The sequence below is a fragment of the Antribacter sp. NEAU-D49 genome, from assembly GCF_057158775.1.
Genome location: NZ_JBXTSN010000004.1, coordinates 71549 through 96213, shown reverse-complemented (window position 1 = coordinate 96213; position 24665 = coordinate 71549). Strand labels below are relative to the sequence as shown.

Below are 24665 nucleotides of genomic sequence, written 5' to 3'. Positions count from 1 at the left end.
CGGACGCGCGTCGCCGGGCGACGTCAGGCCGCCGCTGCTCCGCCACGCCTCCGCGTGCGCCTCAGCTCCTTCACGACCGTCGCGCTCATCCGTGCCGCCAGGTCGATGTCACGCTGCATGGTCGCCTTCTGGTAGCGGAGCACCACGTTGACGTCGGCATGTCCGCCACGCCGCATCAGTTCGGCCAGCGTGGCCCCCTCCTGCGCGAACCGTGTCAGGCCCGTGTGTCGCAGGTCGTGGAACCGGTAGCCGGGAGGCAGCCCTCCGACCGCGTTCCTCGACTCGGCCCACACGCTGTTCCACTGCGACGAGGACAGGTGCTTGGTGCCCTTCGGCTCGGTCGGCAGGACAGGCGCCGTCGGACCTGCCGCCACACGAGCGTCCAGGTGCTCCCTCAGCCGGTCGAGCATCAGCGGCGGCACCGACATGGACCGCACACCCTTCTCGGACTTCGGGTCGGCCAGCTTCCCCGTCGTCCCGTTCTTCTGCCGCCGCACGAACAGCGTTGCGGACTTCCGGTCGGCGTCCCAGACGATGTCTCGCCGCTGGAGGCCCAACGCCTCACCGCGCCGGAGTTGGCACCACGCAGCCAGGAGCACCGCGACCCGCCAGAGCTCCGGCACGGCCTCGTAGAGCGAATCCACCTGCTGCGGGGTCGCGACGTCGTCCTCCGGCGTGTGCTGGTCGTCGTGCCGTACCGACCTGCGCGAGGGCGTCGGCACGTCCGGCACGGTCGCCAGGATCCCGTCCCGCACTGCCGCCCTCAGGATGATCTTCAGCGTGTCGATGGCATCGCCCGCCACACCGTTGTGCTTCGCTCCGGGCTTCAGCACGGACGGCAGGGCTGCGAGCCGCGACGCGAGCTCCCGCACGCGCGCGATGTCGATGTCCCGCACCCGAACGTCGCCGAGGGGTTCCATCAGGTAGTTGTGCACCCGGCCGCGGTAGGCGAGCACCGTTCCTGGGCGCCGCACCTTCCCACCCTTGCCGGGCTCGTGTGCGATCCGGTCCAGCCACTGCTCGGCGTACTCGCGAAAGGTCACGTCGCGGACCGCAGCAGCCTCCGCCTCCTCCCGACGGCGCCGCGCCGCCTCCTCCGGCGGCAACCACTCCCCGCGCGCGATGCGGTCGTGCACCCGGTTGAGCCATGCCCGCGCGTCACCCTTCGTCACGAAGGTCAGCGGCCGGTCGTCCTCCGTCCGCGCGCTGTAGGTTCTCTCGTCCGGTCCCGTGTAGCGCGCCTGCCACCGCTTCGAGGGGAGCCGTCGCAGGCTCCCCCACGCCTCGCGGCTTCGCTGCTTCGTCGTCTCGCTCATGGTCGTCCTCCTGGATCGCGTCGTGTCCGTCGTGCCATCCCCGTGCCATAGCGGGTGGCAATCTCGGACCTCCTACGACCTCAGGTGTCCACGACACCCCAGACGCAAGAAGGCCCGGAACCGCGAGATTCCGCGGTTCCGGGCCTCTGGCCAGGCGCTTCGGCCGGACGAGCCGGCCGGAGCGATCAGAAGTTGATCATGTGCCCCGCGATGCCGTGGATCGTCTCCTGCACCGACTCCGACAGCGTCGGGTGCGTGTGCACGTTGCGGGCCATCTCGTCGGCCGTGAGGTCCCACTTCTGCGCGAGCGTGAGCTCCGGCAGCAGCTCGGAGACGTCCGGGCCGATCATGTGCGCGCCGAGGATCTCGTTGTACTTGGCGTCGGCCACGAGCTTGACGAAGCCCGTGGTGTCACCGAGACCGTGGGCCTTGCCGTTGGCCATCGTCGGGAAGGACGACACCTTCACGTCGTAGCCCTCGTCGCGCGCCTGCTGCTCGGTGAGGCCGAAGGACGCCACCTGCGGGGAGCAGAACGTGGCGCGCGGCATCATGCGGTAGTCGCCCAGCGTCATGGTCTCGGCACCGGCGATGGTCTCCGCGGCGACGACGCCCTGCGCCTCCGCGACGTGCGCCAGCATGAGCTTGGCGGTGACGTCACCGATCGCGTAGATGTGCGGCACGTTGGTGCGCATGTGGTCGTCGATCGCGATGGCGCCGCGGTCGGTGAGCTGCACGCCGGTGTTCTCGAGGCCGAAGTTCTCGACGTTCGGCGCGAAGCCCACGGCCATGAGGACCTTGTCGACCTCGAGCGAGCCGGCCTTGCCGTCCTTGACGCCCGTGTACGTGACGGACACGGACGAGCCGTTGTCCTTGACGGTCTCCACCTTGGTGGACGTCAGGATCGGCACGCCCATCTTCTTGTACTGCTTGGCGATCTCCTTGGAGACGTCCGCGTCCTCGTTCGGCAGGGCACGGTCGAGGAACTCGATGATCGTGACGTCCACGCCGTAGTTCTTCAGGACGTACGCGAACTCCATGCCGATCGCGCCCGCGCCGACGATGGCGATGGACCGCGGCAGGTCGCGCGTCATGATCTGGGTCTCGTAGGTGACCACGTTGTCGGACAGCTCCACGCCCGGCAGCAGGCGCACCTTCGAGCCGGTCGCGATGATCACGTTGTCGAACGTCACCGTCTCGGTGCTGCCGTTGTTCAGCGCAACCTCGATGGTGTTCGCGTCGCGGAAGGTGCCGCGGCCGTCGTACTCCGTGATCTTGTTCTTCTTCATCAGGAAGTGGACGCCCTTGACGCGGCCCTCGGCCACGACGCGCGAGCGGTCCCACGCCTTGCCGAAGTCGAACGTCACGTCACCCGACATGCCGAAGAAGTCGGCCTGGTGGGTGAAGATGTGCGACAGCTCGGCGTTGCGCAGGAGCGCCTTGGAGGGGATGCACCCGACGTTGAGGCACACACCTCCCCAGTACTTCTCCTCGATGATCGCAACGGACTTGCCGAGCTGGGCCGCGCGGATGGCGGCGACGTAGCCGCCGGGGCCCGCTCCGAGGAGCACGACGTCGTAGTGGGAAGCCATGGGTCTCAGCCTATTCGCCCCGGCAAACCCTCGGCGCGTGATGTGCGTCGCACTACCGCACCGTGTCGACGCCCTTGTTCGCCAGCGCGTCCGCGCGCTCGTTGCCCGGGTCGCCGGCGTGGCCCTTGACCCACACCCAGCGGACCACGTGCTTGGCGACCTCGGCGTCCAGCGCCTGCCACAGGTCCACGTTCTTCACGGGCTGCTTGCCGGCCGTCTTCCAGCCGTTGCGCTTCCAGCCCGCGATCCACGTCTTCATGCCGTTCATGACGTACGACGAGTCCACGTGGATCGTCACCTCGCTGGGCACCTTGAGCGCCCGCAGCGCCTCCACCACGGCGGTGAGCTCCATGCGGTTGTTCGTGGTCACGGCCTCGCCGCCGAACAGCTCCTTCTCGTGCTGCCCGGCGCGCAGCAGCGCGCCCCAGCCGCCGAGTCCGGGGTTGCCCTTGCAGGCGCCGTCGGTCCACATCTCCACCACAGGTCGGGTCTCCGTCACGGTGCTCACCGTAGCCGGGCGGCCCGACGTCGGCCGCCGTGCACGGACGCCGTCAGGGCCGCGCGGCAGTCGTGGGTTACCGTCCCCGCATGGTCTTTCAGCCCGGTCAGACGGTGGTGCGGCGCGAGATCCTGCGGGGCGAGGTCTGGTTCGCGGCGCCCCAGATCTGCGTGCACGACGACGGCGACCTCCTCGTCACGTACACGCCGGACGGCACGCCGTTCGGCTTCCCCGACGCCGGCCGCTTCCCGGCGGGCCGCCACCCGTGGGAGTCCGCCGGCCACCTCGCCTGGCACGGCCACGGGCGCCTCGACCTCCAGTGGACGGGCGTGGAGCACGCCATCTTCCTGTTCTGGTCGGGCCCCGAGCGCCAGTTCCGTACCTGGTACTTCAACCTGCAGGACGCACCACGCCGCACACCGATCGGCTTCGACACCCTCGACCACGAGCTGGACCTGGTGCTTCCCGCCGACGCCGACACCTACCGGTGGAAGGACGTCGAAGAGTTCGCCGCGGTGGGCGAGCTGCGCTACCCAGGACGGTCGGCCGACATCCAGGCCGAGGGAGACCGCATCGCCGGCCTGCTCGACGCCGGGAAGCGCTGGTGGGACGAGGCCTGGGCCGACTGGACGCCCGACCCGGCGTGGACCGCCCGCGAGCTCCCGGCGGACTGGGCGACGGCCCCGTTCGAGTCGCGGTAGCGGCCCGGCCGCGCCGACACCCGCCCCGGAAGCCCCGGCTCACCCGGCGACAGCCCGCGCCAGGAAGGCCGTAGCACTCTCGAGGGCGCGCGCCGCCGTCGGCTCGGACGTGTGGTGGTGCTGGAACACGTGCGCCTGTCCCGCGTAGACCTCCAGGACCACGTCCACGTCCGCCGCGGCGGCGCGGGCTGCGAACCGGGTCGAGTCGTCGAGCAGCACCTCGTACGTGCCGACCTGGAGGAGCAGCGGCGGGAGGCCCGCGAGGTCGGCGAGCAGCGGGCTGGCGAGCGGCCCTCCGGCGTCGGCCCCCGCGAGGTAGGTGGCGGCGTAGTCGGCGATGTCCGCGGCGTCGAAGACCGGGTCCGCCGCCTCTTTGCCGGTCAGGCTGTCGCCGCTCGTCGTGAGGTCGAACCAGCCCGAGAACGAGGCGAGCGCCGCGGGCAGCGGCAGCCCGCGGTCCCGTGCAGCGACGACCGTGGCGAGCGCCAGCCCGGCGCCGGCGGAGTCGCCCGCCAGGACCACGCGAGCGGGATCACGCTCGGTGACGAGCACCTCGTAGGCGGCCAGGGCGTCGTCGACCGCGGCGGGGTAGGGGTGCTCGGGGGCGAGGCGGTAGTCGAGGACGACGGCGTCCAGCGAGGCGCCGACGGCGAGGCGCGCGGCGAGCGGGAGCCCTGTACGCGCCGAGCCGATCGTGTACCCGCCGCCGTGGAGGTAGAGCAGGGTTCCGGCAGGTCGCCGAACGTCGCGTAGAAGGCGCGGAGGTCGGTGAGCGCGGCGTGGTCCATGAGGGCTCCCGGGGTAGAAGATAGGTTCCATGGAATCCAATAAAGATTCCGTGGAATCTATTCCGGCGCACGGGCGGAGCCCGCGGACCGACCACGGGCGGCTCTTCGACGACCTCGTGCGCGTCCAGGTCCGCCTCTACACGGCGGTCGACGCCCGCCTGCGGGAGGCGCACGGCTCCGGCCTCGGCCGGTTCGACCTGCTGCGCGTGGTCGCCGAGGTGCCGGGCTGCCGGGTGTCCGACGTCGTCCGTGTGCTCGCCATCACCGTCGGGGCGGCGAGCAAGGGGGTCGACCGGCAGGAGCGCGACGGGCTGGTGCGCCGCACGGTGGACCCAGCGGACCGGCGCTCGTCAGTCCTGTCGCTCACGCCCGAGGGAGCGACGCTGCTGGACGCGATGCGTCCCACCTACGCAGCGGCCGTGGGCGAGCTGCTCGGTGGCGCCGGGCTATCCGGCCGGGACCTCACCACGGTGGCCAGGACCCTCGCCGCCCTCCGTACGCACCTCGAAGCCGCACCCGCGAGTGTCGGTGGTCACGCGTAGCGTCGGAGCATGAGATTCGGATTCGTCAGCAGCTTCGGCACGCCTGAACAGCACGTCGCGCTCGCTCGCGAGTGCGAGGAGCACGGCTGGGACGGCTTCTTCTTCTGGGACGGGGTAGACCTGGGCGACTGGGGCGGCGGCGGGGTCGCCACCTGGGACCCGTTCAGCATCCTCTCCGCCGCCGCGACGGTGACCGAGCGGATCACGCTCGGCGCGCTGGTGTTCGCCCTCCCCCGGCACCGGCCCTGGGAGCTCGCGCAGCGCGCTCTCACCGTGGACCACCTCTCCGGCGGGCGGCTGGTCCTGCCCGTCGGCCTGGGCGTCCTGGACGACCACGCGTTCGCCTCGGTCCCCGAGCAGGAGAAGGGTCTGCGCGAGCGGGCCCAGCTCCTCGACGACCTCCTCGCCTACCTGGCGGAGTCCTGGTCGGGCGAGCGGTTCGCGTTCGACGGCACGCACCTGCACACCGGAGACTTCCGCTTCCCGGTGCCGCCGGTCAACGGCCGCATCCCGGTGTGGCCGGTCGCCGCCTGGCCCAGCGAGAAGTCGATGAGCCGGGCGGCGCGGTGGGACGGGGTGGTGCCGCAGCTCCGCAGCACCACCACCACGGCGGCGGAGACCCCGCTCGGGCCCCAGGACGTGGCCGACCTCGTCGCGTGGGCACGCGACCGCCGGGCCGCCGCAGGTACGGAGGGTCCGTGGGACGTCGTCGCGCAGAGGGTCCTGCCCGCCGACCTCGTCGAGGCCGCCGAGCACGCCTCCGCGCTGGCCGAGGCCGGCGCCACGTGGTGGATCGAGTCGCGGTGGGACCCGGCGACCGCGACCCCGGAGTCGCTCCTGGAGCGGGTGCGCCAGGGTCCGCCCCGGTTGTAGGGCGCCCGCTGGAGAGAAGCAGAGCGCCGAGGTAGTACCACCGTCCGGGACGTCCTGGGCATCAGCCAGGAGATCGGGACGGAGGTACTACCTCGGCGGCACGGCCGGGCGGCTCAGACCGCGCGCGCCGCCTCGATCGGGACGCTCGGCAGGTGCTTCGCCGGCAGCGTCCTGGGGCGCCACGACTCGCGCCGCGCCTCGAAGGCGGAGATGTCGCCCTCGTTCTGCAGCGTGAGGCCGATGTCGTCCAGGCCCTCCATGAGGCGCCAGCGGGTGTAGTCGTCGATCTGGAACGGCACCGTGACGTCGTCGGCCGTCGCGGTCTTCGCCTCGAGGTCGACGGTGACCTCGGTGCCCGGCTTGGTCTCCAGGACCTTCCACAGGAGCTCGATGTCCTCGGGCGAGACGATGCCCGTCACGAGGCCCTGCTTGCCCGAGTTGCCGCGGAAGATGTCGGCGAAGCGGGACGACAGCACCACGCGGAAGCCGTAGTCCTTGAGCGCCCAGACGGCGTGCTCGCGGGACGAGCCGGTGCCGAAGTCGGGCCCGGCCACCAGGACGGAGCCGTTGCGGTACGCGTCCTGGTTGAGCACGAACGCGGGGTCGCCGCGCCAGGCCGCGAAGAGCGCGTCCTCGAAGCCGGTGCGGGTCACGCGCTTGAGGTACACCGCCGGGATGATCTGGTCGGTGTCGACGTTGCTGCGGCGCAGCGGGACGCCGACGCCGGTGTGGGTGGTGATCTTCTCCATCGGGGTCTCCGAATCAGATTCCGGCCGGGACGGGCAGCGGGGACCCGTCGAAGGTGGTGATGTCGACGTCGTACGGCAGGTCCAGGTCCGAGACGGACGACAGGGTGCCGCGGATCGCGGTCGCGGCCGCGACGAGCGGCGACACGAGGTGCGTACGCCCGCCCTTGCCCTGGCGGCCCTCGAAGTTGCGGTTCGACGTGGAGGCCGAGCGCTCTCCCGGCGCGAGCTGGTCGGGGTTCATGCCGAGACACATGGAGCACCCGGCGTTGCGCCACTCGGCGCCGAACTCCTTGAAGATCACGTCGAGACCCTCGGCCTCGGCCTGCAGGCGCACGCGCGCCGACGACGGGACGACGAGCACGCGGACGCTGTCGGCCTTCTTGCGGCCCTTGACGACCTTGGCCACGGACCGCAGGTCCTCGATGCGCCCGTTGGTGCACGAGCCGATGAAGACCGTGTCCACGGCGACCTCGCGCAGCGGCTTGCCGGGCTCGAGGCCCATGTACTCGAGCGCGCGCTCGGCGGCGACCCGCTCGTTCTCGTCGGCGATCTCGGACGGCACCGGCACAGACGCGGACAGGGGCAGGCCCTGCCCGGGGTTGGTGCCCCAGGTGACGAACGGCTCGAGATCGGCCGCGTCGAGCACCACCTCGGCGTCGAACTCCGCGTCGTCGTCGCTGCGGAGCGTCTTCCAGTACTCCACGCCGGCGTCCCAGTCCTCGCCCTCGGGCGCGTGGGGACGGCCCTTGAGGTACTCGAACGTGGTCTCGTCCGGGGCGATCATGCCGGCACGGGCGCCGGCCTCGATCGACATGTTGCAGATCGTCATCCGCGCCTCCATGGAGAGCGAGCGGATGGCCTCGCCGCGGTACTCGAGCACGTAGCCCTGACCGCCGCCGGTCCCGATCTTGGCGATGATCGCCAGGATGATGTCCTTGGACGTGGCGCCCGCGGGGAGCGTGCCGTCCACGGTGATCGCCATGGTCTTGAACGGCGCGAGCGGCAGCGTCTGCGTGGCGAGCACGTGCTCCACCTCGGACGTGCCGATGCCGAACGCCAGCGCGCCGAACGCGCCGTGCGTGGACGTGTGCGAGTCGCCGCACACCACCGTCAGGCCGGGCATCGTGAGCCCGAGCTGGGGTCCCACCTGGTGGACGATGCCCTGGTCCGCGTCGCCCAGGGAGTGCAGGCGTACGCCGAACTCCTTGGCGTTGGCGCGCAGGGTGTCGATCTGCGTGCGGCTCGTGAGGTCCGCGATCGGCAGGTCGATGTCCAGCGTGGGGGTGTTGTGGTCCTCGGTCGCGATCGTGAGGTCGGGCCGGCGCACCGGGCGGCCCGCGAGCCGGAGGCCCTCGAACGCCTGGGGGCTGGTCACCTCGTGGACGAGGTGCAGGTCGATGTAGAGAAGGTCCGGCGATCCGTTCTCGCCACGGCGCACCAGGTGCGCCTCCCAGACCTTCTCCGCCAGCGTGCCGGCCATGCGGGTTGCCTCCTCAGTAGTCACTTCTCGTGCCCGACTTGCAATCTCACGTTACGAGACGGCAATATCGAGGTATGGACGATACTAGCGGAGTCGGCGTGCTGGACAAGGCCGCGTCCGTTCTGGGGGCCCTCGAAGCGGGTCCCGCCACGCTGGCGCAGCTTGTGACCTCGACGGGCCTCGCCCGCCCGACGGCTCACCGGCTGGCCGTGGCACTGGAACACCACCGCATGGTGGCGCGCGACATGCAGGGCAGGTTCGTGCTCGGTCCGCGGCTGAACGAGCTCGCCACCGCGGCGGGCGAGGACAGGCTGCTCGCCGCCGCGAACCCCGTGCTCGTGGCGCTGCGCGACCACACCGGCGAGAGCGCCCAGCTCTACCGCCGGCAGGGCGACCACCGCGTGTGCGTGGCCGCCGCAGAGCGCCCCGTGGGGCTCCGCGACTCCATCCCCGTGGGCGCCACGCTCACCATGAACGCGGGATCGGCAGCCCAGATCCTCCTCGCCTGGGAGGAACCGGACCGCCTGCACCGCGGTCTGCGCGAGGCGGTCTTCACCGCCACCATCCTGTCGGGTGTCCGACGGCGCGGCTGGGCCCAGTCCGTCTCAGAACGTGAGCTGGGCGTCGCCTCGGTGTCCGCGCCGGTGCGTGGTCCGTCGGGTCGTGTCGTCGCCGCCGTCTGCGTCTCCGGGCCTGTCGAGCGCCTCTCGCGCCAGCCCGGCCGGCTCCACGCCGGCGCTGTGGTCGCGGCCGCGAACAAGCTCACCGAGGTGCTCCACCGCGCCGGGGAGTAGCGCACCGAGGTGCGGCACGCCGGGGCCAGTGATTCCCCTGGTACCGGTCCGGAAAGTACGCTTTGACGTGGACGTGCCTCCCGACCCGGGAGGCAACCACGAAGCGACCGTGAGGAATCTGATGCCGCCGAAGGTGAAGACAGCCCTGACCTGGGTGGTCGTGATCTTCCTGCTCTACGCGATCATCACGAACCCCGAAGGATCTGCCGAGGTCGTCCGTGCCATCTGGGAAGTCATCGTGAGCGCGTTCGCGGGCTTCGGCCAGTTCTTCGCCAGCCTCGTGCAGATCTGAGCCGCGCGCGGGAGCCAGCGTGAGCGACGCGTCGGACATCCTCTTCCAGAACCGCTCTCTCTTCCGGTACGTCGGACCGAAGGAGAAGGTGGTCTTCGCCACGCACCGGCACTGGGCGTGCCTCTGGAAGCCGCTCCTCATCGCGGTGGCGGTGTTCGTCTTCGTCGTCTCGGCGACCGTGAGCGTCCCCGAGCTGTCGTGGCTGTGGCTGGGCTTCCTCGTGGTCGCCGGCAACCTGGTGTGGCGGTGGCTCGAGTGGCGCGCCGAGTGGTTCGTGGTGACCAACCTGCAGATCCGTCTGATCTCGGGGATCGTCGGCACCACCGTGCGCACCATGCCCACCAAGTCCGTGACGGACTTCCGGTTCAGCCGTCCGCCGCACGGCATGCTGCTCGGCTTCGGGTCGTTCCGCTTCGAGTCGGCGGGCCAGGACCAGGAGCTGAGCCTGATCGACTACGTCCCCCAGCCGGACGCGCGCTACCACCAGCTCACGGCGACGTTCTTCCCGCCGCCCGAGCCCAAGAAGGAAGACCCCAAGCCGGGACCCAGCATCGTCGTCGTCCCTGGCGGGCACCCGATGACTCATCCCGGACCGCCGCCGCCCACCCAGCCCATCCCGGTGGTCTCCCCCGCCGACGTCGCCGGCTCCGGCGCGCCCGCTGCCGCGCCGCCCGGGCTTCCCGCCCACCGCTACGAGCCGGGCGCACGACGTCCCGACCCGTTCATCGAGGGCGGCCGCGACCCGAAGCTGGGCTGAGCCCCGCCCTCGCGGGTCGAAGGCCTGTCTCGCGGATGCCGGCGGGCAGCAGAAACGGCACGAGGCCCGGTCCAGATGGACCGGGCCTCGTGAGCCGTGTACCCCCAGCGGGATTTGAACCCGCGTTACCGCCGTGAGAGGGCGACGTCCTAGGCCGCTAGACGATGGGGGCCAGGACGGTCTACCAGCCGAAACTGGTGGACCTGCGTACCCCCAGCGGGATTTGAACCCGCGCTACCGCCGTGAGAGGGCGGCGTCCTAGGCCGCTAGACGATGGGGGCCTGAGACTCGTCGGACCCTTACGGGTCGTTCGTGCCGTGAGAACTCTACTGCATCCTGTGCGACATTCCTGCCGCTCCAGATGTGATGTAGAGCGCTGCGCTGGGGTACCAGGACTCGAACCTAGACTAAGTGAACCAGAATCACTCGTGCTGCCAATTACACCATACCCCATGGGGGTAAGCCCCTGACCGGATTTCCGGGGGCCTCACCGACGGGAAACACTACCCGACGTGGGGCGAGGTGCCAAAACGGAATCACGGTGCCGTGGGTCACGCCCGCGTGGGAAGGTGCGGCCATGCCGACGCTGAACCCCCACGACCACTCCGACCGCGCCGCCTCCTTCGAGCAGGGCGCCGACGTCTACGCGGCCGTCCGGCCCTCCTATCCGGCCCAGGCGGTGGACTGGCTCCTCCCGGACGGCGCCGACGAAGTTCTCGACCTCGCCGCAGGCACGGGCAAGCTGACGGCCCTGCTCACGGCACGCGGGCTGCGCGTCACGGCGGCGGAGCCCGCCGACGCCATGCTCGCCCACCTCGCGGCCGACGTACCCTCCGCGACCGCCCTGCCGGGCACCGCGGAGGACATCCCGCTCGCCGACGCCTCGGTCGACGCCGTGCTGGTGGCACAGGCGTGGCACTGGTTCCGGCAGGCTGAGGCGTCCGCCGAGATCGCCCGCGTCCTGCGGCCGGGCGGCCGGCTCGGCATCGTGTGGAACACCCGCGACGAGTCGGTGGACTGGGTGGCCCGCTTCGGCGAGATCCTCCACCGGGGCGACCGGCTCGAGCCCATGCCGGCCCAGCCCGACGTGCGGCTCGGCGAGGCGTTCGGCCCGCTGGAGTCGGCGACGTTCCGCTGGGAGGACCAGGTACCGACGTCGTCCCTGCGGCCTCTCGCGGCGTCGCGCAGCTACCTGATCGCCCTGCCGGAGGACGAGCGCGAGGCGCTCCTCGCGGAGGTGGACGCGCTCGTGGCGACGCACCCCGACCTGGCCGGCCGGGACGTCGTCGGGCTGCCGTACGTCACGGAGTGCTTCCGGGCCGCGCTGCGGCCCTGAGACGCGGCGCTACGCCAGCCCGAGGACGCCCGGCAGCGCGTCCAACGAGGTGATGACCTCCACCCCCTGCTCGCGCAGGGCGGCAGGGTCCTGGGCGCGGTCCTCGTCGGCCCCGGGGCCGCCGTAGCCGGGGCCGCGACGGTGCGCCGGGCGGTCCAGCCACACGCCGACCAGCCCGGCGCGCCGCGCGGCCGCGGCGTCCACCTGCGGCTCGTCGCCCACGTACGCCGTCCGGCCGGGCTCCGTGCCCAGGAGGCTCGCCGCCTCGAGGAAGACGCGCGGGTCGGGCTTGCCGAAGCCGAGCGTGTCGACCCCGACGAGCACCGGCAGGTCGGGCAGCCCGGCCGCGGCCAGCTTGCGGACCTGCAGGTCCACCCCCGCGTTGGTCAGCACGCCGACGCGGACGCCCGCGGCCACCAGCCGGTCGACGGCGGCGCGCGCGTCGGTGTGGGCCGTCCACGACCGCTCGAACGTGCCCCAGAACAGGCCGTCCCACGCGTCGAAGTCGTCCCGCGTGAGCGGCGGCCCACCGAACGTGCGGTGCAGCAGCACCGCGCGGTCGTAGCGCTGGGTCGCGAGGTCCGTCTCCCCGCGGGTGTACCGGCGGTAGTGGCCGCCGGGGTCGGTGCGCCAGTGCGAGAGGAGGTCCGGCTCACGCTCGGCCGGGAGGTCCGGGAGGTAGCGGGCCCGGATCGCGGCGAGGGCCCGGGCGAAGGCGGCCTTGGTGTCCACCAGGGTGTCGTCCACGTCGAACAGGACGCCGTCGACGCGGCTCATGCGGGAACCTCCGTGCGCGGCCGGCGCCGCCGGGCCCACAGCAGGACGACGGCGGCCGTGGCGACCGTCGAGCCGATGCTGATGGCGCCGTCGGCCGCCGACACCTCGGTGATCAGCAGGGACTCCTCCACCGTGCCCGACGCGATGGCCCAGCCGAACGCCAGCAGGTTGTTCACCACGTGCAGCCCGATGGCGCACTCGAGGCCTCCCGTGCGCCACACGAGCACGCTCGCCACCAGACCGAAGATCAGCCGGTCCGCGAACAGCCAGCCGCTCTGCGTGCCGTGCGCCAGCGCGAACAGCGTCGCGGAGATCACCATGGGCAGCAGCACCGCGAGCCATCGGGAGCGGCACCAGCTGCCGATCGTCTGGCTCAGCCAGCCCCGGAAGAAGTACTCCTCGCCCGCCGCCTGGAGCGGTGTGGTCAGCAGGATGACGACCGTGAGCCCCAGCCAGGCGGGCTCCGGCTCCAGCTCCCAGCCCTCGAGAGGTCCGGGCGCCGCGAGGTCGACCACCAGGTCGACGCCGAAGGCCAGCGCCCCCAGCAGCAGGAACGTCAGGGCGACCGAACCCAGCACCAGCGGCCACCGCAGCCGGCCCGTCACGGACGACACCCGGCCCGGCCGGGACCGCTGCGCCCAGGTGGCGAGGAGCGCCACGGGGATCCCGAGCGCGAGGAACAGGTTGTTGACCAGCATGCCGACGGGCGAGGCGAACCAGGCGTCGTCCACGGCGAGCTCCGGCGCGCTGATCGCTCCCGTGGCGTCCAGCACGACGCCGACGAGCACCGCGACCAGAGCCAGCGCGACGAGCACCGCGCCGAACCCGACCACCACGGCCAGGCCGACGAGGGGACGCCACCACCGGTACCACGGTCCCCGCAGGGCCTGCGGATGGACCAGGCCCTCCGAGGTCACCCGGCGCTCGCCGGGCCGTCAGCACCCGGGGAACCGGCCCCGCCGTCAGCCCCCGCCGACGCCGCCAGGCGCGCCAGCGCCGCGTCGACGCGCGCGAGCGTGCGGTCGCGGCCGAGGAGCTCCAGCGACTCGAACAGGGGCAGGCCCACGGTCCGGCCGGTCACGGCGACGCGCACGGGCGCCTGCGCCTTGCCGAGCTTGAGGCCGTGCTTCTCGCCCACCACCGTGACGGTGTCCTTGAGCGGCTCCGCCTCCCAGGCGACGTCGGCGAACGCTGCCCGGACGTCCGCGAGCAGCTCCGCCGCGCCCGCCTTCATCGCCTTGTTCCAGGACTGCTCGTCGACAACGGGCTCGTCCAGGAAGAGGAAGTCCACGTTGGCGGTGATCTCGGACAGCACCGCCACGCGGGTCTGCGCCAGCGGGGCCACGGCGGCGAAGACCGCCGGGTCGTACGACGCCTCGTCCCAGGGCGCGTGAGGCGCGTGCAGCCACGGGTCGCAGGCGGCCGTGAACTCGTCGACGGGCAGGGCCCGGATGTACTCGCCGTTGAAGGCCGTGAGCTTCTTGATGTCGAAGAACGCCGACGACGAGTTGACGTCCTCGATCCGGAACCGGCTGACCAGCTCCTCGAACGGCAGGATCTCCTCGTCGTTGCCCGGCGCCCAGCCGAGGAGCATCAGGTAGTTGACCATCGCCGCAGGAAGGATGCCGTCCGCGAGGTAGTCCTCCAGCGCCACCTTGTCGCGGCGCTTGGACAGCTTCTGGCGCTTCTCGTTGACGATCACCGGCAGGTGCGCCCACACCGGCGGGGTGGCGCCGAGCGCCTCCCACAGGAGCTGCTGCTTGGGGGTGTTCGGCAGGTGCTCCTCGCCGCGGACCACGTGGGTGATGCGCTCGTCGACGTCGTCCACGACGTTCGCCAGGAGGAAAACGGGCGAGCCGTCGCCGCGCGCGATGACGAAGTCCTCGAGCGTGGAGTTCGGGAAGACCGGGTTGCCGCGGATCAGGTCCACGACGGCCGTCTCGCCCTCGTCGGGCGTGCGGAAGCGCAGCGCCCGCCCCTCGGCGTGCTCGAGGCCGCGGTCGCGGCAGAAGCCGTCGTAGCCCGTCTGCTGGTTGCCGGTGCGCGCCACGAGCGCGTCGCGCGTGCAGTCGCAGTAGTACGCCTTGCCCTCGGCGAAGAGGCGCCCGGCCGTGTCCCGCTGCAGCGCGGCGTTCTCCGACTGGAAGTACGGCCCCTCGAACGTCGGGTCGGCCTGGCTGATCCCGAGCGCCTCCATCGCCGACAGGATGCCGTCGACCCACTCCGGCTGGTTGCGCGACGCGTCCGTGTCCTCGACGCGCAGCACGAAGATGCCGCCCTGCTGCTTGGCCATCGCCCAGTTGAACAGCGCGGAGCGGGCGCCGCCGACGTGGAAGATGCCGGTGGGCGACGGGGCGAAGCGGACGCGGATCGGCGCGGAGCCGGGAGCAGGGAAGGTCACGCCCCCAGCCTACCGACCCGCGATCGTCGTCGGCCGCGGTGCGTGTGCCTGTGCGGGTGCGGGCTCCACGACCAGGTAGGTGCTCCCCGTCTCGCGCCCAGACGGGGAACAGGTACCTGGTCGGCGGCGAAAGGGGAACAAGTACCTGGTCGGCGCCCCCGAGAGCGGGCCCGGACGACGTCAGGCCGCCGCCTCAGCCCCCACCACGGCCCCGAGCTCGTCCGCCGTCAGGTACGTCCCGAACACGGGCCCGCCCGCCTCCAGCACCCGGCCGTCCCGGAGCGACCCGAGGTCCACCGGGTCGAACCCGAGGGAGTCGACCAGCCCGGCCACGAGAGCGGCCGCCCCGGCGTCGTCGGCGGCCACGCCCACGGCACGTCGGCCGGCCGACCCGGCAGGCAGGGCGTCCGTCTCCACGTCGTGGTAGCCCAGGTGGTTGAGGGACTTGACCCAGCGGGCGCGCGGGTTGCGGGCGGCGACCACCTCCGTGGTCCCGGAGCCGGACAGCTCCGGCGCCGGCCCGTCCACCGGCTCCCAGTGGTTCATGAGGTCCACCACGACCCGCCCGTCGAACAGGTCGTACGGCAGCTCCGCCGAGCGGGAGAACGGCACGGCGAGCAGCAGCACGTCGGCCCACGCGACCACCGGCGCCGCGTCCCCGACGACGGCCCCCGGCGCGACCGACCCGACGATCAGGTCGAGCATCAGCGCGTCCTGGCGCGGCGATCCCACCACGCGCACCTCGTGGCCGGCCTCCAGCGCGCGCCGCGCGATCGCCGTGCCGACCTTCCCCGCCCCGAACAGTCCGATCCTCACGGGCGGTCCAACACGCCACGCCCCGCAGCCCTTCCCGGCCGGCCGGGACCCGCCCGGCGCCCGGCCGGGAGCCGGAGGCCCGGAGCCAGCCGGCAACAGGACCTCAGCCGGCCACGACCCCCAGCCGGGCCCGGGCCAGCCCTACGAGCTCCACGAGGTCGGGATCCGGGTCGGGAAGCGCGTCGACCGGCCACCAGCGCACGTCGAGCGACTCGTCGCTCACCGCGTGTGCGGCACCCTCGGGCGCCACGGCGAGGAACCGCACGTCCAGGTGGTGCACCGTCCCCGTCAGCCCGCAGAACGGCACCTCGTGCTCGCTGAGCTGCACGGGCACGCCGTCGAGCACCAGTGGCAGCCCCGACTCCTCCGCCGCCTCGCGCGCCGCGGCCCCCACGAGCGTCGTGTCGCCGTCCTCGGTGTGCCCGCCGAACTGGAACCAGCGCCGGGCCTTGGCGTGATGCGTCAGCAGCACCTGCGAGCCGTCGTGCGACAGCACGACCGTGGACGCCGTCACGTGATCAGGGACACAGGACCGCCGCATCCCGTCGGGGTGGGACTCCAGGTGCCGCACGTACCGGTCCCGCAGGCTTCCCTGCCCCTCGTGCGGAGGCACCCACTCCCGGAGCACCTCCAGCGCGTCGTCCCGCAACGAGACCATCACCACTCCTTCAGCTCGTGAACGCCCCCATCGTCCCAGCCCCGACGACCCACGGCGTCCCGTCCGCGGTCCGCACGTCCAGCTCGCCGGACGTCAGCACGGCCACCGCGCCGAGACCTCCCGGCAGGTCCACGTCGGCGAGCGCGATCGCCAGCCCCGGGTCCGGCCCGTGGTGCACGACGGCGGCCCGCTCGCCCGGGGCGGTGACCCGCACCTCGGTCAGCGGCACGGTGAGGCCGCGCCCGGTCGCCTTGAGCACCGCCTCCTTGCGCACCCACGTGCGCAGCAGACCGGCGGCGTCGGGCACCGCCTCGTCCGGCTGGAGCAGCAGCCGCGCGATGTCGCCCACGTCCCCGCGGTCGGCGGGCTCGGCGTCCACGCCCACGGGCAGGCGGCACGCCGCGACGACGACCAGCCCGGCGCAGTGGCTCACCGACAGCAGCGGCGCGCCCTCGACGAACGGTGCCCCGTGCGGACCGCCGCACCCCGGGCAGCGGCGTCGGACCTCCACGTCGCCGGGCGCCAGCCCGAGCGCGTCGCCGGCCATCGCCCGCACGAGCAGGGAGGCGACGACGGACAGCTGCCGGTCCTCGGGCCTGCGGAACGCGTCGGCCCTCGCCCGCTCGGCCGGCCCGAGCAGGTGCTCGGGCAACGGCCCCAGACCGTCGACGGGCACGACGAGCACGTCGACGCGCACCGTACCGGGGGCCAGGGCTGCCGGGACCCCAGACCCCGGCAGACCCGGCCCCCGGAGCTCGTTCACCGGGCCGCCGCCGAGGGCACGGCACCGCGCGCCTCGGCCAGCTGCCGGTCGGCGGCGGCCTGGAGCGCATCCCGGTCGCCGTCGATCTCGGCGTCGGGGAGCGCGTCGGGCAGACGCCGGTCCATGTCGCGCAGCGGCCGGTAGAGCAGTCCGAGCCCGCCCCACACCGTCAGCACGGCGCCGACGAGCACGAGCGTGAGGCCCAGGCCGTCCGGCCCGCCCGGGGCGCCGTCGCCCACCCAGTGCGTGCCCACCCAGGCGCTCGCCGGGCCCACGGTGAGGAAGCCCAGCGGCATCATCGCGGTAGCGAGCATCTGGTTGGTGGCGAGCACCCGGCCCTGGAGCTCGAGCCCTACCTTGGCCTGGATGAGCGACAGCCAGTGCGCGTTCACCACCAGCAGCGCCCCGTACACGCCGAACAGGCCGGCGGCCTGCACCACGGGCGACCCCGTGGCGCCGAGCACCACCACGAACAGACCCAGCACCGCGCTGCCGCCCACCATGCCCAGCGCCCGGCGGCGCGTGCCGCCCCAGAGCGCCATGACGACGCCGCCCGCGAGCGCCCCGAGCCCGCCGCAGGCGAGGACGACGCCGAGCACCTGCGGCGACCGGCCGTCGAGGACGAGCGGCGTCGCGAGCGTCACGGGGAACGCGAACAGGTAGTTGAACACCACGAAGAAGACCACCATGGCGACCATCTCGGGTCGCGCGAGGATGTACCGCCAGCCGCCGGTGATCTCGCGGGCGAAGCTCTCCTCGCGCCGCACCCACAGCCGGTCGGGGAAGCGCACGACGGCGACCACCACCACCGCGACGGCGAACGTCACCACGTCGACGCCGACGACGACCGGCAGCCCGAAGAACCCGATGAGCATGCCGCCCACGAGGGCCGCGACGAGGTCTCCGGCGTTGAGCCCGAGGCTGACGAGACCGCCCGCCTGCCCGAGGTACCGCTTGGGCACGAGCTGCGACACGGCGGCGAGGTAGGCGGGACGCTGGAAGGCGTTCGCCAGCGCGCCCACAGCCGCGTACCCGTAGACGAACCCGACGCTGAGGCCGCCGGTGGCGAGCAGCACCACGAGGGCGGCCGTCATGACACCGGCCGTGGCGTCGGCGAGGAGCATGACGCGCCGTCGGTCGAACCGGTCGGCCACCGCCCCGGCGAAGGGCAGGGCCACGATGGCGGGCAGCGACGCCATCACCGAGATGACGGCGAACGCCGTGACCGACCCGGTCTGCTGCAGCACCCATACGCCGAGCGCGAACGACGTCAGCCCGGTGCCGATCATCGACAGGAGCTGCGTCAGCGCCACCCACAGGAACGTGGAGACCTTGGGCTCCCCCGCGACGGGTCGCGGGGTGGCAGGACGTTCGCCCCGGAGCCAGGCCCGCACCCTGTCGCCGAGCACCTGGGCGAGCTCGCCCGGCTGGTTCCGTGCGAAGAAGTGGCCGGCCTTGGGGATCACGACGAGCTCGACGTCGTCGGCGAAGTCCCGCCACTCGTCGAACCGCTCCTGGTACAGCTCGGTGGACCGGTCACGCTCCCCCACCACGCACAGGATCGGCGCGCGCAGTCGCGGGCGTTCCTGCGCGGGGAGGGCGTAGCGAGCCGTGTAGTACGACTCCGCCTCACGGTTGTCGTGGCGCAGCGCCCGCATGAGCAGGGCCTGGTCGTCGGCGTCGAGCGCGTCGGCGAAGCCGCCCAGCGCGCGCAGCGACTCGAGGTACGCCCGGTCCGACACCAGGCGGTCGGACGGCAGCCACCGGTGCAGCCACTCGCCCACCCGGCTGGGGATCCGCGCCGCCGGGAACGTCCCGGCCTCCACGAGGCCGAGCAGCTCGACCCCCGCGGCCTCGAGCCGCAGCGCCGTCTCCGCGGCCAGGGCGCCGCCGAGGCAGTGCCCGTAGAGGACCACCGGCCCGTCGAGGTCCCGGATCTCGTCCACGAGGGCCGCAGCGAGCTCCGCCACGGGCCGGTTCTCCTCGCCGGGCCGCGACGTGTCATGCCCCGGCAGGTCCACGCCGTGCAGCACGAGCCCGTCGGGCAGGGCGTCGGCCAGCGGTGCGAACGCCACCGGCGAGCCGCCGCCGAACGGCACGGCCACCACGTGCACCGCCCGTGCACCGGCCGCCGCGAGCGCGCCCGCGGCGGGCGAGCCCGTGGAGGACGCGCCCGCCGGCGCGCCCGCCGAGGCCCGCCCCAGCCGCCGCAGCAGCCGGCCGTCCGGCCCGTCACCGCCCGCGCGCTCGTCGAGCAGGCGGGCCAGCTCCCGCACCGTCGGGTAGGTGAACACATCCACCACGCTCACCGCGCCGTCGAGCGCCCGCACCACGCGCACGGTCGCGAACGAGTCGCCGCCCAGGTCGAAGAAGTCGTCCTCCGCACCCAGCTCGGGAACCCCGAGCACGTCGCGCCACGCCGCGGCCACCCGCTCCTCGGTATCGCCCGAGAGCGCCGCGCCGGAGCCGCCGCCCGCACCCGCCGGGTCCGGCGCGGGGAGCGCCGCCCGGTCCAGCTTGCCGTTCGCCGTGAGCGGCAGCCGGTCGAGGACCACGTAGTCGGCCGGCACCATGTAGTCGGGCAGGCGCTCGCGGAGGAACGCCCGCACGGTGGCGGGCAGGGTCTCGTCCGGCTGACCAGAGCCTGAGGCGGCACCGACCAGGTAGGCGACCAGCCGACGTCGGCCCCCGTCCTCGCGGAGCACCACCGCCGCGTCCGCGACGCCGGGCGCCTGGGCGGCCGCGCGGGCCACCTCGCCCGGCTCGACGCGGTAGCCGCGGATCTTGACCTGGTCGTCGGCGCGGCCGAGGAACTGGACGTCGCCGCCCGGCAGGCGGCGCACCCGGTCGCCCGTCCGGTACGCGACGGCGCCGGGCACGCCCGCCCCAGGGCCGCCCGGCACGGCGCCGCCCGGGACCGAGACCCCCGGGACCGAGACCCCCGGCTCCGGGACGAAGCGCTCGGCCGTGAGGTCGCCTCGCCCGAGGTACCCGCGCGAGACCGACGGCCCCGCGACGTACAGCTCGCCGGGCACTCCCACGGGCACGGGCCGGCCGGCGGCGTCGAGCACGTGCGCCCGAGTGCCGGGGAAGGGCCGGCCCAGCGGGACCACGGGCCCGGCGGCGCGCGCCGGGTCGGTGAGGTGCGCGGGCGCAGGCGGCACCTCGCGGTTCATCACGGACACGGTGGTCTCGGTGGGCCCGTAGTGGTTGTGGAGGCGGAGCCCGGGCGCGACGGCCCGGACGCGGTCCACGAGGTCCCACGGCAGCGCCTCGCCCGCGAGGACGAGGAGCTCGCGGGGCAGGACGGCGCCGGGGCGGGCGTCGTCCCACAGCGTGCCGAGGTGGCTGGGCACCATCTTCACGGCGTCGATGCGGTGCCGGGCGAAGTAGGCCGCTACCTGGTCGGGGTCGGTGACCTCCTCGTACGTGAGCAGGTGCAGCCGCCCGCCGGTGGTGAGCGCGCCGAGCACGTTGGTGAGGCCGAGGTCGGCCGCCAGGGTCGACATCGTGGCCCACGACCACCCGTCCTCGATCCCCACGGCGCTCCGCAGGCCTGCCAGGTAGGCCGACAGGTGCCGGTGCTCCACCGCCACGCCCTTCGGCGCGCCCGTGGTCCCGGAGGTGTACAGCACGTAGGCGAGGTCACCGGGCGTCGGCACGGTGCCCGACGCCGTCCGGGGACGCCGGGCGTCCGCGCCCGGCCCGTCGGTGGTCACGACGGCCGGCCCGGCCGGGACCCGTCCGGCGAGGTGCTCCTGGGCGACCACGGCGGCGACGTCGGACAGGACCGCCGCGAGGCGGCTGTCGGGATAGGTGGGGTCGGCGGGCACGTAGGCGCAGCCCGCGGTCCAGATGCCCAGCATCCCGGCGACGGCGTCGACGGACCGCTCGGTGAGCAGGCCGACCAGGCTGCCGGGTGCCACCTCGGCGTCCTCGAGCGCCGCGGCGACGGCACCGGCCCGTTCGAGGAGCCCTGCGTAGGTGAGGTCCTGGCCGCGGGAGGTGACGGCGACGGCGTCGGGCACCCGGGCGGCCGCCGCCTGGACGAGGTCGAGCACCGTCGGCGCCGACACCGTCGGGACGGGCACGTCCGCACCGGTCAGCGCGGGGAGCGCCGCCTCCTCGGGGGCGGTGAGGAGGCGCAGGCCGGCGACCGGGGCCTCCAGGTCGGCCGCCATGGCGACGAGCACCTGCTCCACGTGTCCCAGCAGGCGGTCCACGGTGGCGGGCTCGAACAGGTCGGCGGGGTACTCCGCGCTCAGCTCCAGGCCACCGTCGCGCCCGGCTGCGAGCGGGCCGTCCGCGCTGATCGCGAGGTCGCACTGGGCGTTCTCGCCCGGCACGGGCAGCCACTCGACGGCCACACCGGGCAGGCCGAGCTCGAGCGGCGGCTCGGTGTGCACCGTGAGGGACACCTGGTAGAGCGCCGTCGTGGAGGCTGCCCGCGCGCCGTCGGCCCGGGTGCGGACGGCCTCGACGACCTCCTCGTACCCGATCGTCTGGTGCGAGAGGCCGCCCAGCACGGTGTCGCGGGTGCGGTTCAGGAGCTCACGCACGGTCGTCCCGGGAGAGGTCTGCGTGCGGAGCGCGAGCGTGCCGACGAAGCAGCCCACCAGCGGCTCCAGCTCGCGGCGGGTCCGGCCGGCCACGGCCGTGCCGACGACGACGTCGTCGGTGCCCGCCCACCGGCCGAGCACCACGTGGAGCGCGGCGAGCAGCGCCATGAACGGCGTGGTGCCCGTGCGCGCGGTCACCGACCGCACGGCGGCGCAGGCCCGCTCGTCCAGGTCGCGGGCCACCTCAGCGGCGCGAGGGCTGGTGCGTGCCGCCCGGGGGCGGTCCGTGGGGAGCCCTAGGTCACCTGCACCGCTCAGGTGCTCGGTCCAGTGGTCGAGCGACGCGCCCTCGCGCCCCTCGGGCCCGGCGCGGTACGCCGCGTAGTCGGCATAGTCGAGGTCGAGGGGCCGGAGCTGCTCGCCACGGTGCAGCGCCGCCAGCTCGGACAGCAGCACGCCCAGCGACCAGCCGTCGCACGCCACGTGGTGCACCGAGAGGACCAGGACCACGTCGTCGGGCGCGAGCCGCAGCAGCACCAGACGCCACGGCTGAGCCCCCGCGAGGTCGAACGGCGCGTGCGCCGCCCGGAACACGTCGTCGGTCAGCGACTCCTCGGTGGTGTCGAGCACGCGCACGTTGTCGGCCGCGTCGGCGTCCACCACCGCGACCGGCTCCCCCGCCCGCTCGACGAGCCGCGTGCGGAGCACCCAGTGCCGCCGCACGAGCGCGCGCATGCCGTCCGCGAGCGCCGCGAGGTCCACCGGTCCGCGCAGCCGGGCCGCGACGGGTACCGCGAGCGGGTCGTGCTCCGGGTCGAGCTGGCGCACGAACCAGAACCGGCGCTGCGCGGACGAGAGGGGCTCCGTGCCGTCCGCGCGGCGCGGGATACCGCGACCGCCGACCGGCGAGCCTGCGGCCGGGTCGCCGAGCCCCGCCTCCTCGATCGCGGCGCGCGCCTCGCGCCGGGCTCGCGCCCGGGCGAGCCGGTCCTGGAGCGCGCTCGGAGCGCTCCCGTCCGCCGCGGGCGCGCCGAGCGCCGTGGCTGCGCCGAGCGTGGCGGGCTCGCCGAGCCCCGCGTCTGCGTCGAGCTCCGCGGGCGCGCCGGCCACGAGGACCACAGCCTCCCGGGTGCCCACCTCCTCCGTGGCGCTCATCGGGCCGCCGCCTCGCCGGCGAGCTCGCCGAGCCCCTCCGCGTCTCCGCCGTCGTCGAGGTCCGCGAGGAGGAGCCCTTCCACCGCCGCTGCGAACTCGGCAAGGCGCGGCGACTCGAACAGCAGGCGCACCGGGACCGCCAGGTCGAGGTCGGCGCGGAGCAGGGCCATGACCCGGGTGGCGAGCAGGGAATGGCCGCCGAGCTCCATGAAGGCGTCCTGCCGCCCCACCCGCTCGACGCCGAGCACCTCGGCCCACACCCCTGCCACGACTTCCTCCACCTCGGTGGCGGGCGCCTCCCAGCTGCGCTCGCCGTCCGTGGGCGCGGGCAGCGCACGCCGGTCGACCTTGCCGTTCCCCGTGAGCGGCAGCGCGTCCAGCCGCACCCAGGTGCGGGGCACGTAGGCGGCGGGGAGCGTGCCGGCCAGCACCGCCTCGGCCTGGGCGGGTTCGGCGGTACCGACCACGTAGCCGACGAGCCGCGCCGTCGGCGTCCCCGGCTGGTCGACGGTGACGGCACACGCCGCCACCCCCGGGACGCGGGCCAGGACGGCCTCGATCTCGCCGGTCTCCATGCGCACGCCGCGCACCTTGACCTGGCCGTCGGTGCGGCCGAGGCAGTCGAGCGTGCCGTCCGACCGCCAGCGGCCGAGGTCGCCGGTGCGGTACCAGCGCCCGTCGAGCCAGGGGCGGGTCACGAAGCGCTCGGCGGTCAGGTCGGGCCGCTCGTGGTAGCCGTCGGCGAGGCCGTGGCCGCCGATCCAGATCTCGCCCACCACGCCCGGCGGCACCGGCCGGCCGGACGCGTCGAGGACCCGCACCACGCTGTTGCGCAGCGGACGGCCCACGGGGACGCGCACGGCGTCCGCGTCCGCCGCGGTGAGGCGGTGGGCGGTCGCCCAGACGGTCGCCTCGGTGGGCCCGTACAGGTCCCACGCCTCGGCGCAGCCCGCCTGCAGCGCGCCCGCCAGGCGTGGCGGCACGGGCTCGCCGCCGACCAGGGCCCGGAGACCGGCGTCGCCACGCCACCCGGCGTCGAGCAGGAGCTGCCAGCCGGAAGGGGTCATCTGCGCCACGGTGCAGCCGCGCAGCCGCGCGGCGAGCACGAACCCGTCCCGCGCCGCGCCCTCGTCCACGACCCGAACGGTCGCCCCCGAGACGAGCGGCAGCCAGATCTCCAGCCCCGCGATGTCGAACGACGGCGTGGTCACCCACGCCACCACGTCCCCCGCCCTCACGGGCACCACGTCGTCCATGGCGTCGAGGAACCCCGCGAACGCGCCGTGCGACACGGTGACGCCCTTGGGACGGCCCGTCGAGCCCGAGGTGTAGAGGCGGTAGGCGCCGTGCGCGGGCCCGGTCTGCGCGGGCTCGGTCTGCACCGGCCCGGCCTGCGACAGCCCGGTGCCCGACAGCCCGGTGCCCGACGACGCCGGCTCGCCGCCCGCCGCCGGCCCGCCCGGCACTCCGGTCGCCCAGGCAGCCGGGTCGGCGGGGAGGAGCGCGTCCAGGTCGATCCGGGAGACGCCCGGCAGGTCCGGACAGCCGTCGCCGGCCAGCAGCACGTCGACGCCGGAGTCGGCGAGGACGTCCGCGCTGCGAGCGACCGGATGGTCCACGTCCACGGGCAGGTAGGCCCGGCCCGCGAGCCACGTGCCGAGCAGGGCGGCGACGGATCGGGCCCCGCGCCGGGCGCCCACGGCGACGGGCGCCGGGCCCGCCGCGGTCACGCCCTCCTCCGGGTGATCGGCAGTTCGGTGGGGGGGGGGGCCGGGGGCCCCCCCCCCCCAAAACCAACACCCCCCCACCCCACCCCACAC

Annotated in this window: 21 protein-coding genes and 3 tRNA genes; 7 read left to right on the top strand and 17 right to left on the bottom strand. The window is 73.8% G+C overall.

Annotation, left to right across the window (positions count from 1 at the left end):
• Window positions 1-23 precede the first annotated feature (23 nt).
• From AC060K_RS05235 to rnhA, 3 genes are all read right to left on the bottom strand, one after another.
• A complete protein-coding gene (locus AC060K_RS05235; RefSeq protein WP_483764405.1) occupies window positions 24-1316 on the bottom strand; it encodes a tyrosine-type recombinase/integrase in 1293 nt (430 codons plus the stop codon).
• Between the two features lie 185 nt (window positions 1317-1501).
• Window positions 1502-2905 (bottom strand): dihydrolipoyl dehydrogenase, encoded by a 1404-nt coding sequence (lpdA, locus tag AC060K_RS05230; RefSeq protein WP_483764404.1) that lies wholly within the window; start codon window positions 2903-2905, stop codon window positions 1502-1504.
• Between the two features lie 52 nt (window positions 2906-2957).
• Complete coding sequence (gene rnhA / locus AC060K_RS05225) at window positions 2958-3377, bottom strand: ribonuclease HI (RefSeq protein WP_483764475.1); 420 nt, start codon at window positions 3375-3377, stop codon at window positions 2958-2960.
• Window positions 3378-3493: 116 nt separating this feature from the next.
• Between rnhA and AC060K_RS05220 the strand changes: the two genes are divergently transcribed.
• Complete coding sequence (locus AC060K_RS05220) at window positions 3494-4105, top strand: ribonuclease FAU-1 family protein (RefSeq protein ID WP_483764403.1); 612 nt, start codon at window positions 3494-3496, stop codon at window positions 4103-4105.
• A gap of 39 nt (window positions 4106-4144) precedes the next feature.
• On the opposite strand, the gene AC060K_RS05215 is transcribed toward AC060K_RS05220, so the two are convergent.
• Window positions 4145-4924 carry an alpha/beta hydrolase gene (locus tag AC060K_RS05215; RefSeq protein WP_483764402.1) on the bottom strand — a complete coding sequence of 260 codons (780 nt, stop codon included), beginning with the start codon at window positions 4922-4924 and terminating at the stop codon, window positions 4145-4147.
• 19 nt (window positions 4925-4943) lie between these two features.
• Between AC060K_RS05215 and AC060K_RS05210 the strand changes: the two genes are divergently transcribed.
• Both AC060K_RS05210 and AC060K_RS05205 read left to right on the top strand, forming a co-directional pair.
• A complete protein-coding gene (locus tag AC060K_RS05210; protein ID WP_483764401.1) occupies window positions 4944-5435 on the top strand; it encodes a MarR family winged helix-turn-helix transcriptional regulator in 492 nt (163 codons plus the stop codon).
• A gap of 9 nt (window positions 5436-5444) precedes the next feature.
• Window positions 5445-6308, top strand: coding sequence for an LLM class flavin-dependent oxidoreductase (locus tag AC060K_RS05205; protein WP_483764400.1), 864 nt, complete (start codon window positions 5445-5447; stop codon window positions 6306-6308).
• A gap of 113 nt (window positions 6309-6421) precedes the next feature.
• Here AC060K_RS05205 and leuD read toward each other — a convergent pair whose 3' ends face one another.
• Together leuD and leuC are read right to left on the bottom strand one after the other, a co-directional pair.
• Window positions 6422-7057 carry a 3-isopropylmalate dehydratase small subunit gene (gene leuD, locus AC060K_RS05200; protein WP_483764399.1) on the bottom strand — a complete coding sequence of 212 codons (636 nt, stop codon included), beginning with the start codon at window positions 7055-7057 and terminating at the stop codon, window positions 6422-6424.
• A gap of 13 nt (window positions 7058-7070) precedes the next feature.
• The gene (gene leuC, locus AC060K_RS05195) at window positions 7071-8537 is read right to left on the bottom strand and encodes a 3-isopropylmalate dehydratase large subunit (protein ID WP_483764398.1); all 1467 of its coding nucleotides are present in this window, start codon (window positions 8535-8537) and stop codon (window positions 7071-7073) included.
• 74 nt (window positions 8538-8611) lie between these two features.
• Between leuC and AC060K_RS05190 the strand changes: the two genes are divergently transcribed.
• From AC060K_RS05190 to AC060K_RS05180, 3 genes are all read left to right on the top strand, one after another.
• Entirely contained in the window at window positions 8612-9331 is a 720-nt protein-coding gene (locus tag AC060K_RS05190; RefSeq protein ID WP_483764397.1) for an IclR family transcriptional regulator, read from the top strand.
• Window positions 9332-9452: 121 nt separating this feature from the next.
• Window positions 9453-9623 (top strand): hypothetical protein, encoded by a 171-nt coding sequence (locus AC060K_RS05185; RefSeq protein WP_164545225.1) that lies wholly within the window; start codon window positions 9453-9455, stop codon window positions 9621-9623.
• Between the two features lie 19 nt (window positions 9624-9642).
• Window positions 9643-10380, top strand: a complete 738-nt coding sequence (locus AC060K_RS05180) for a PH domain-containing protein (protein WP_483764396.1) — start codon at window positions 9643-9645, stop codon at window positions 10378-10380.
• A 99-nt stretch (window positions 10381-10479) separates the two neighbouring features.
• Here the strand turns inward: AC060K_RS05180 and AC060K_RS05175 are convergent.
• The 3 genes from AC060K_RS05175 to AC060K_RS05165 all read right to left on the bottom strand — a co-directional run bounded on the left by AC060K_RS05175 (window position 10480) and on the right by AC060K_RS05165 (window position 10833).
• Window positions 10480-10552 (bottom strand) — tRNA-Glu (locus AC060K_RS05175).
• A 36-nt stretch (window positions 10553-10588) separates the two neighbouring features.
• Window positions 10589-10661, bottom strand: a tRNA-Glu gene (locus tag AC060K_RS05170).
• Window positions 10662-10761: 100 nt separating this feature from the next.
• Window positions 10762-10833 (bottom strand) — tRNA-Gln (locus AC060K_RS05165).
• A 124-nt stretch (window positions 10834-10957) separates the two neighbouring features.
• Between AC060K_RS05165 and AC060K_RS05160 the strand changes: the two genes are divergently transcribed.
• Window positions 10958-11716 (top strand): class I SAM-dependent methyltransferase, encoded by a 759-nt coding sequence (locus tag AC060K_RS05160; protein ID WP_483764395.1) that lies wholly within the window; start codon window positions 10958-10960, stop codon window positions 11714-11716.
• 9 nt (window positions 11717-11725) lie between these two features.
• Here AC060K_RS05160 and AC060K_RS05155 read toward each other — a convergent pair whose 3' ends face one another.
• From AC060K_RS05155 to AC060K_RS05120, 8 genes are all read right to left on the bottom strand, one after another.
• On the bottom strand, window positions 11726-12493 hold the full coding sequence (locus AC060K_RS05155; protein ID WP_483764394.1) for an HAD family hydrolase: 768 nt from the start codon (window positions 12491-12493) through the stop codon (window positions 11726-11728).
• Window positions 12490-13410, bottom strand: a complete 921-nt coding sequence (locus AC060K_RS05150) for a lysostaphin resistance A-like protein (RefSeq protein ID WP_483764393.1) — start codon at window positions 13408-13410, stop codon at window positions 12490-12492. Before AC060K_RS05150 ends, AC060K_RS05155 begins: the two co-directional genes overlap by 4 nt.
• Window positions 13407-14894, bottom strand: coding sequence for a glutamate--tRNA ligase (gene gltX / locus AC060K_RS05145; protein WP_483764392.1), 1488 nt, complete (start codon window positions 14892-14894; stop codon window positions 13407-13409). The genes AC060K_RS05150 and gltX overlap by 4 nt, the downstream gene beginning before the upstream one ends.
• Before the next feature lie 180 nt (window positions 14895-15074).
• Window positions 15075-15710 (bottom strand): NADPH-dependent F420 reductase, encoded by a 636-nt coding sequence (locus AC060K_RS05140; protein ID WP_483764391.1) that lies wholly within the window; start codon window positions 15708-15710, stop codon window positions 15075-15077.
• A 103-nt stretch (window positions 15711-15813) separates the two neighbouring features.
• On the bottom strand, window positions 15814-16368 hold the full coding sequence (locus AC060K_RS05135) for an NUDIX domain-containing protein (protein ID WP_483764390.1): 555 nt from the start codon (window positions 16366-16368) through the stop codon (window positions 15814-15816).
• Window positions 16369-16378: 10 nt separating this feature from the next.
• A complete protein-coding gene (locus tag AC060K_RS05130; RefSeq protein ID WP_483764389.1) occupies window positions 16379-17131 on the bottom strand; it encodes a 4'-phosphopantetheinyl transferase family protein in 753 nt (250 codons plus the stop codon).
• Window positions 17128-22845 carry a non-ribosomal peptide synthetase/MFS transporter gene (locus AC060K_RS05125; RefSeq protein ID WP_483764388.1) on the bottom strand — a complete coding sequence of 1906 codons (5718 nt, stop codon included), beginning with the start codon at window positions 22843-22845 and terminating at the stop codon, window positions 17128-17130. The genes AC060K_RS05130 and AC060K_RS05125 overlap by 4 nt, the downstream gene beginning before the upstream one ends.
• Entirely contained in the window at window positions 22842-24575 is a 1734-nt protein-coding gene (locus AC060K_RS05120) for a non-ribosomal peptide synthetase (RefSeq protein WP_483764387.1), read from the bottom strand. Before AC060K_RS05120 ends, AC060K_RS05125 begins: the two co-directional genes overlap by 4 nt.
• Window positions 24576-24665: the final 90 nt, after the last annotated feature.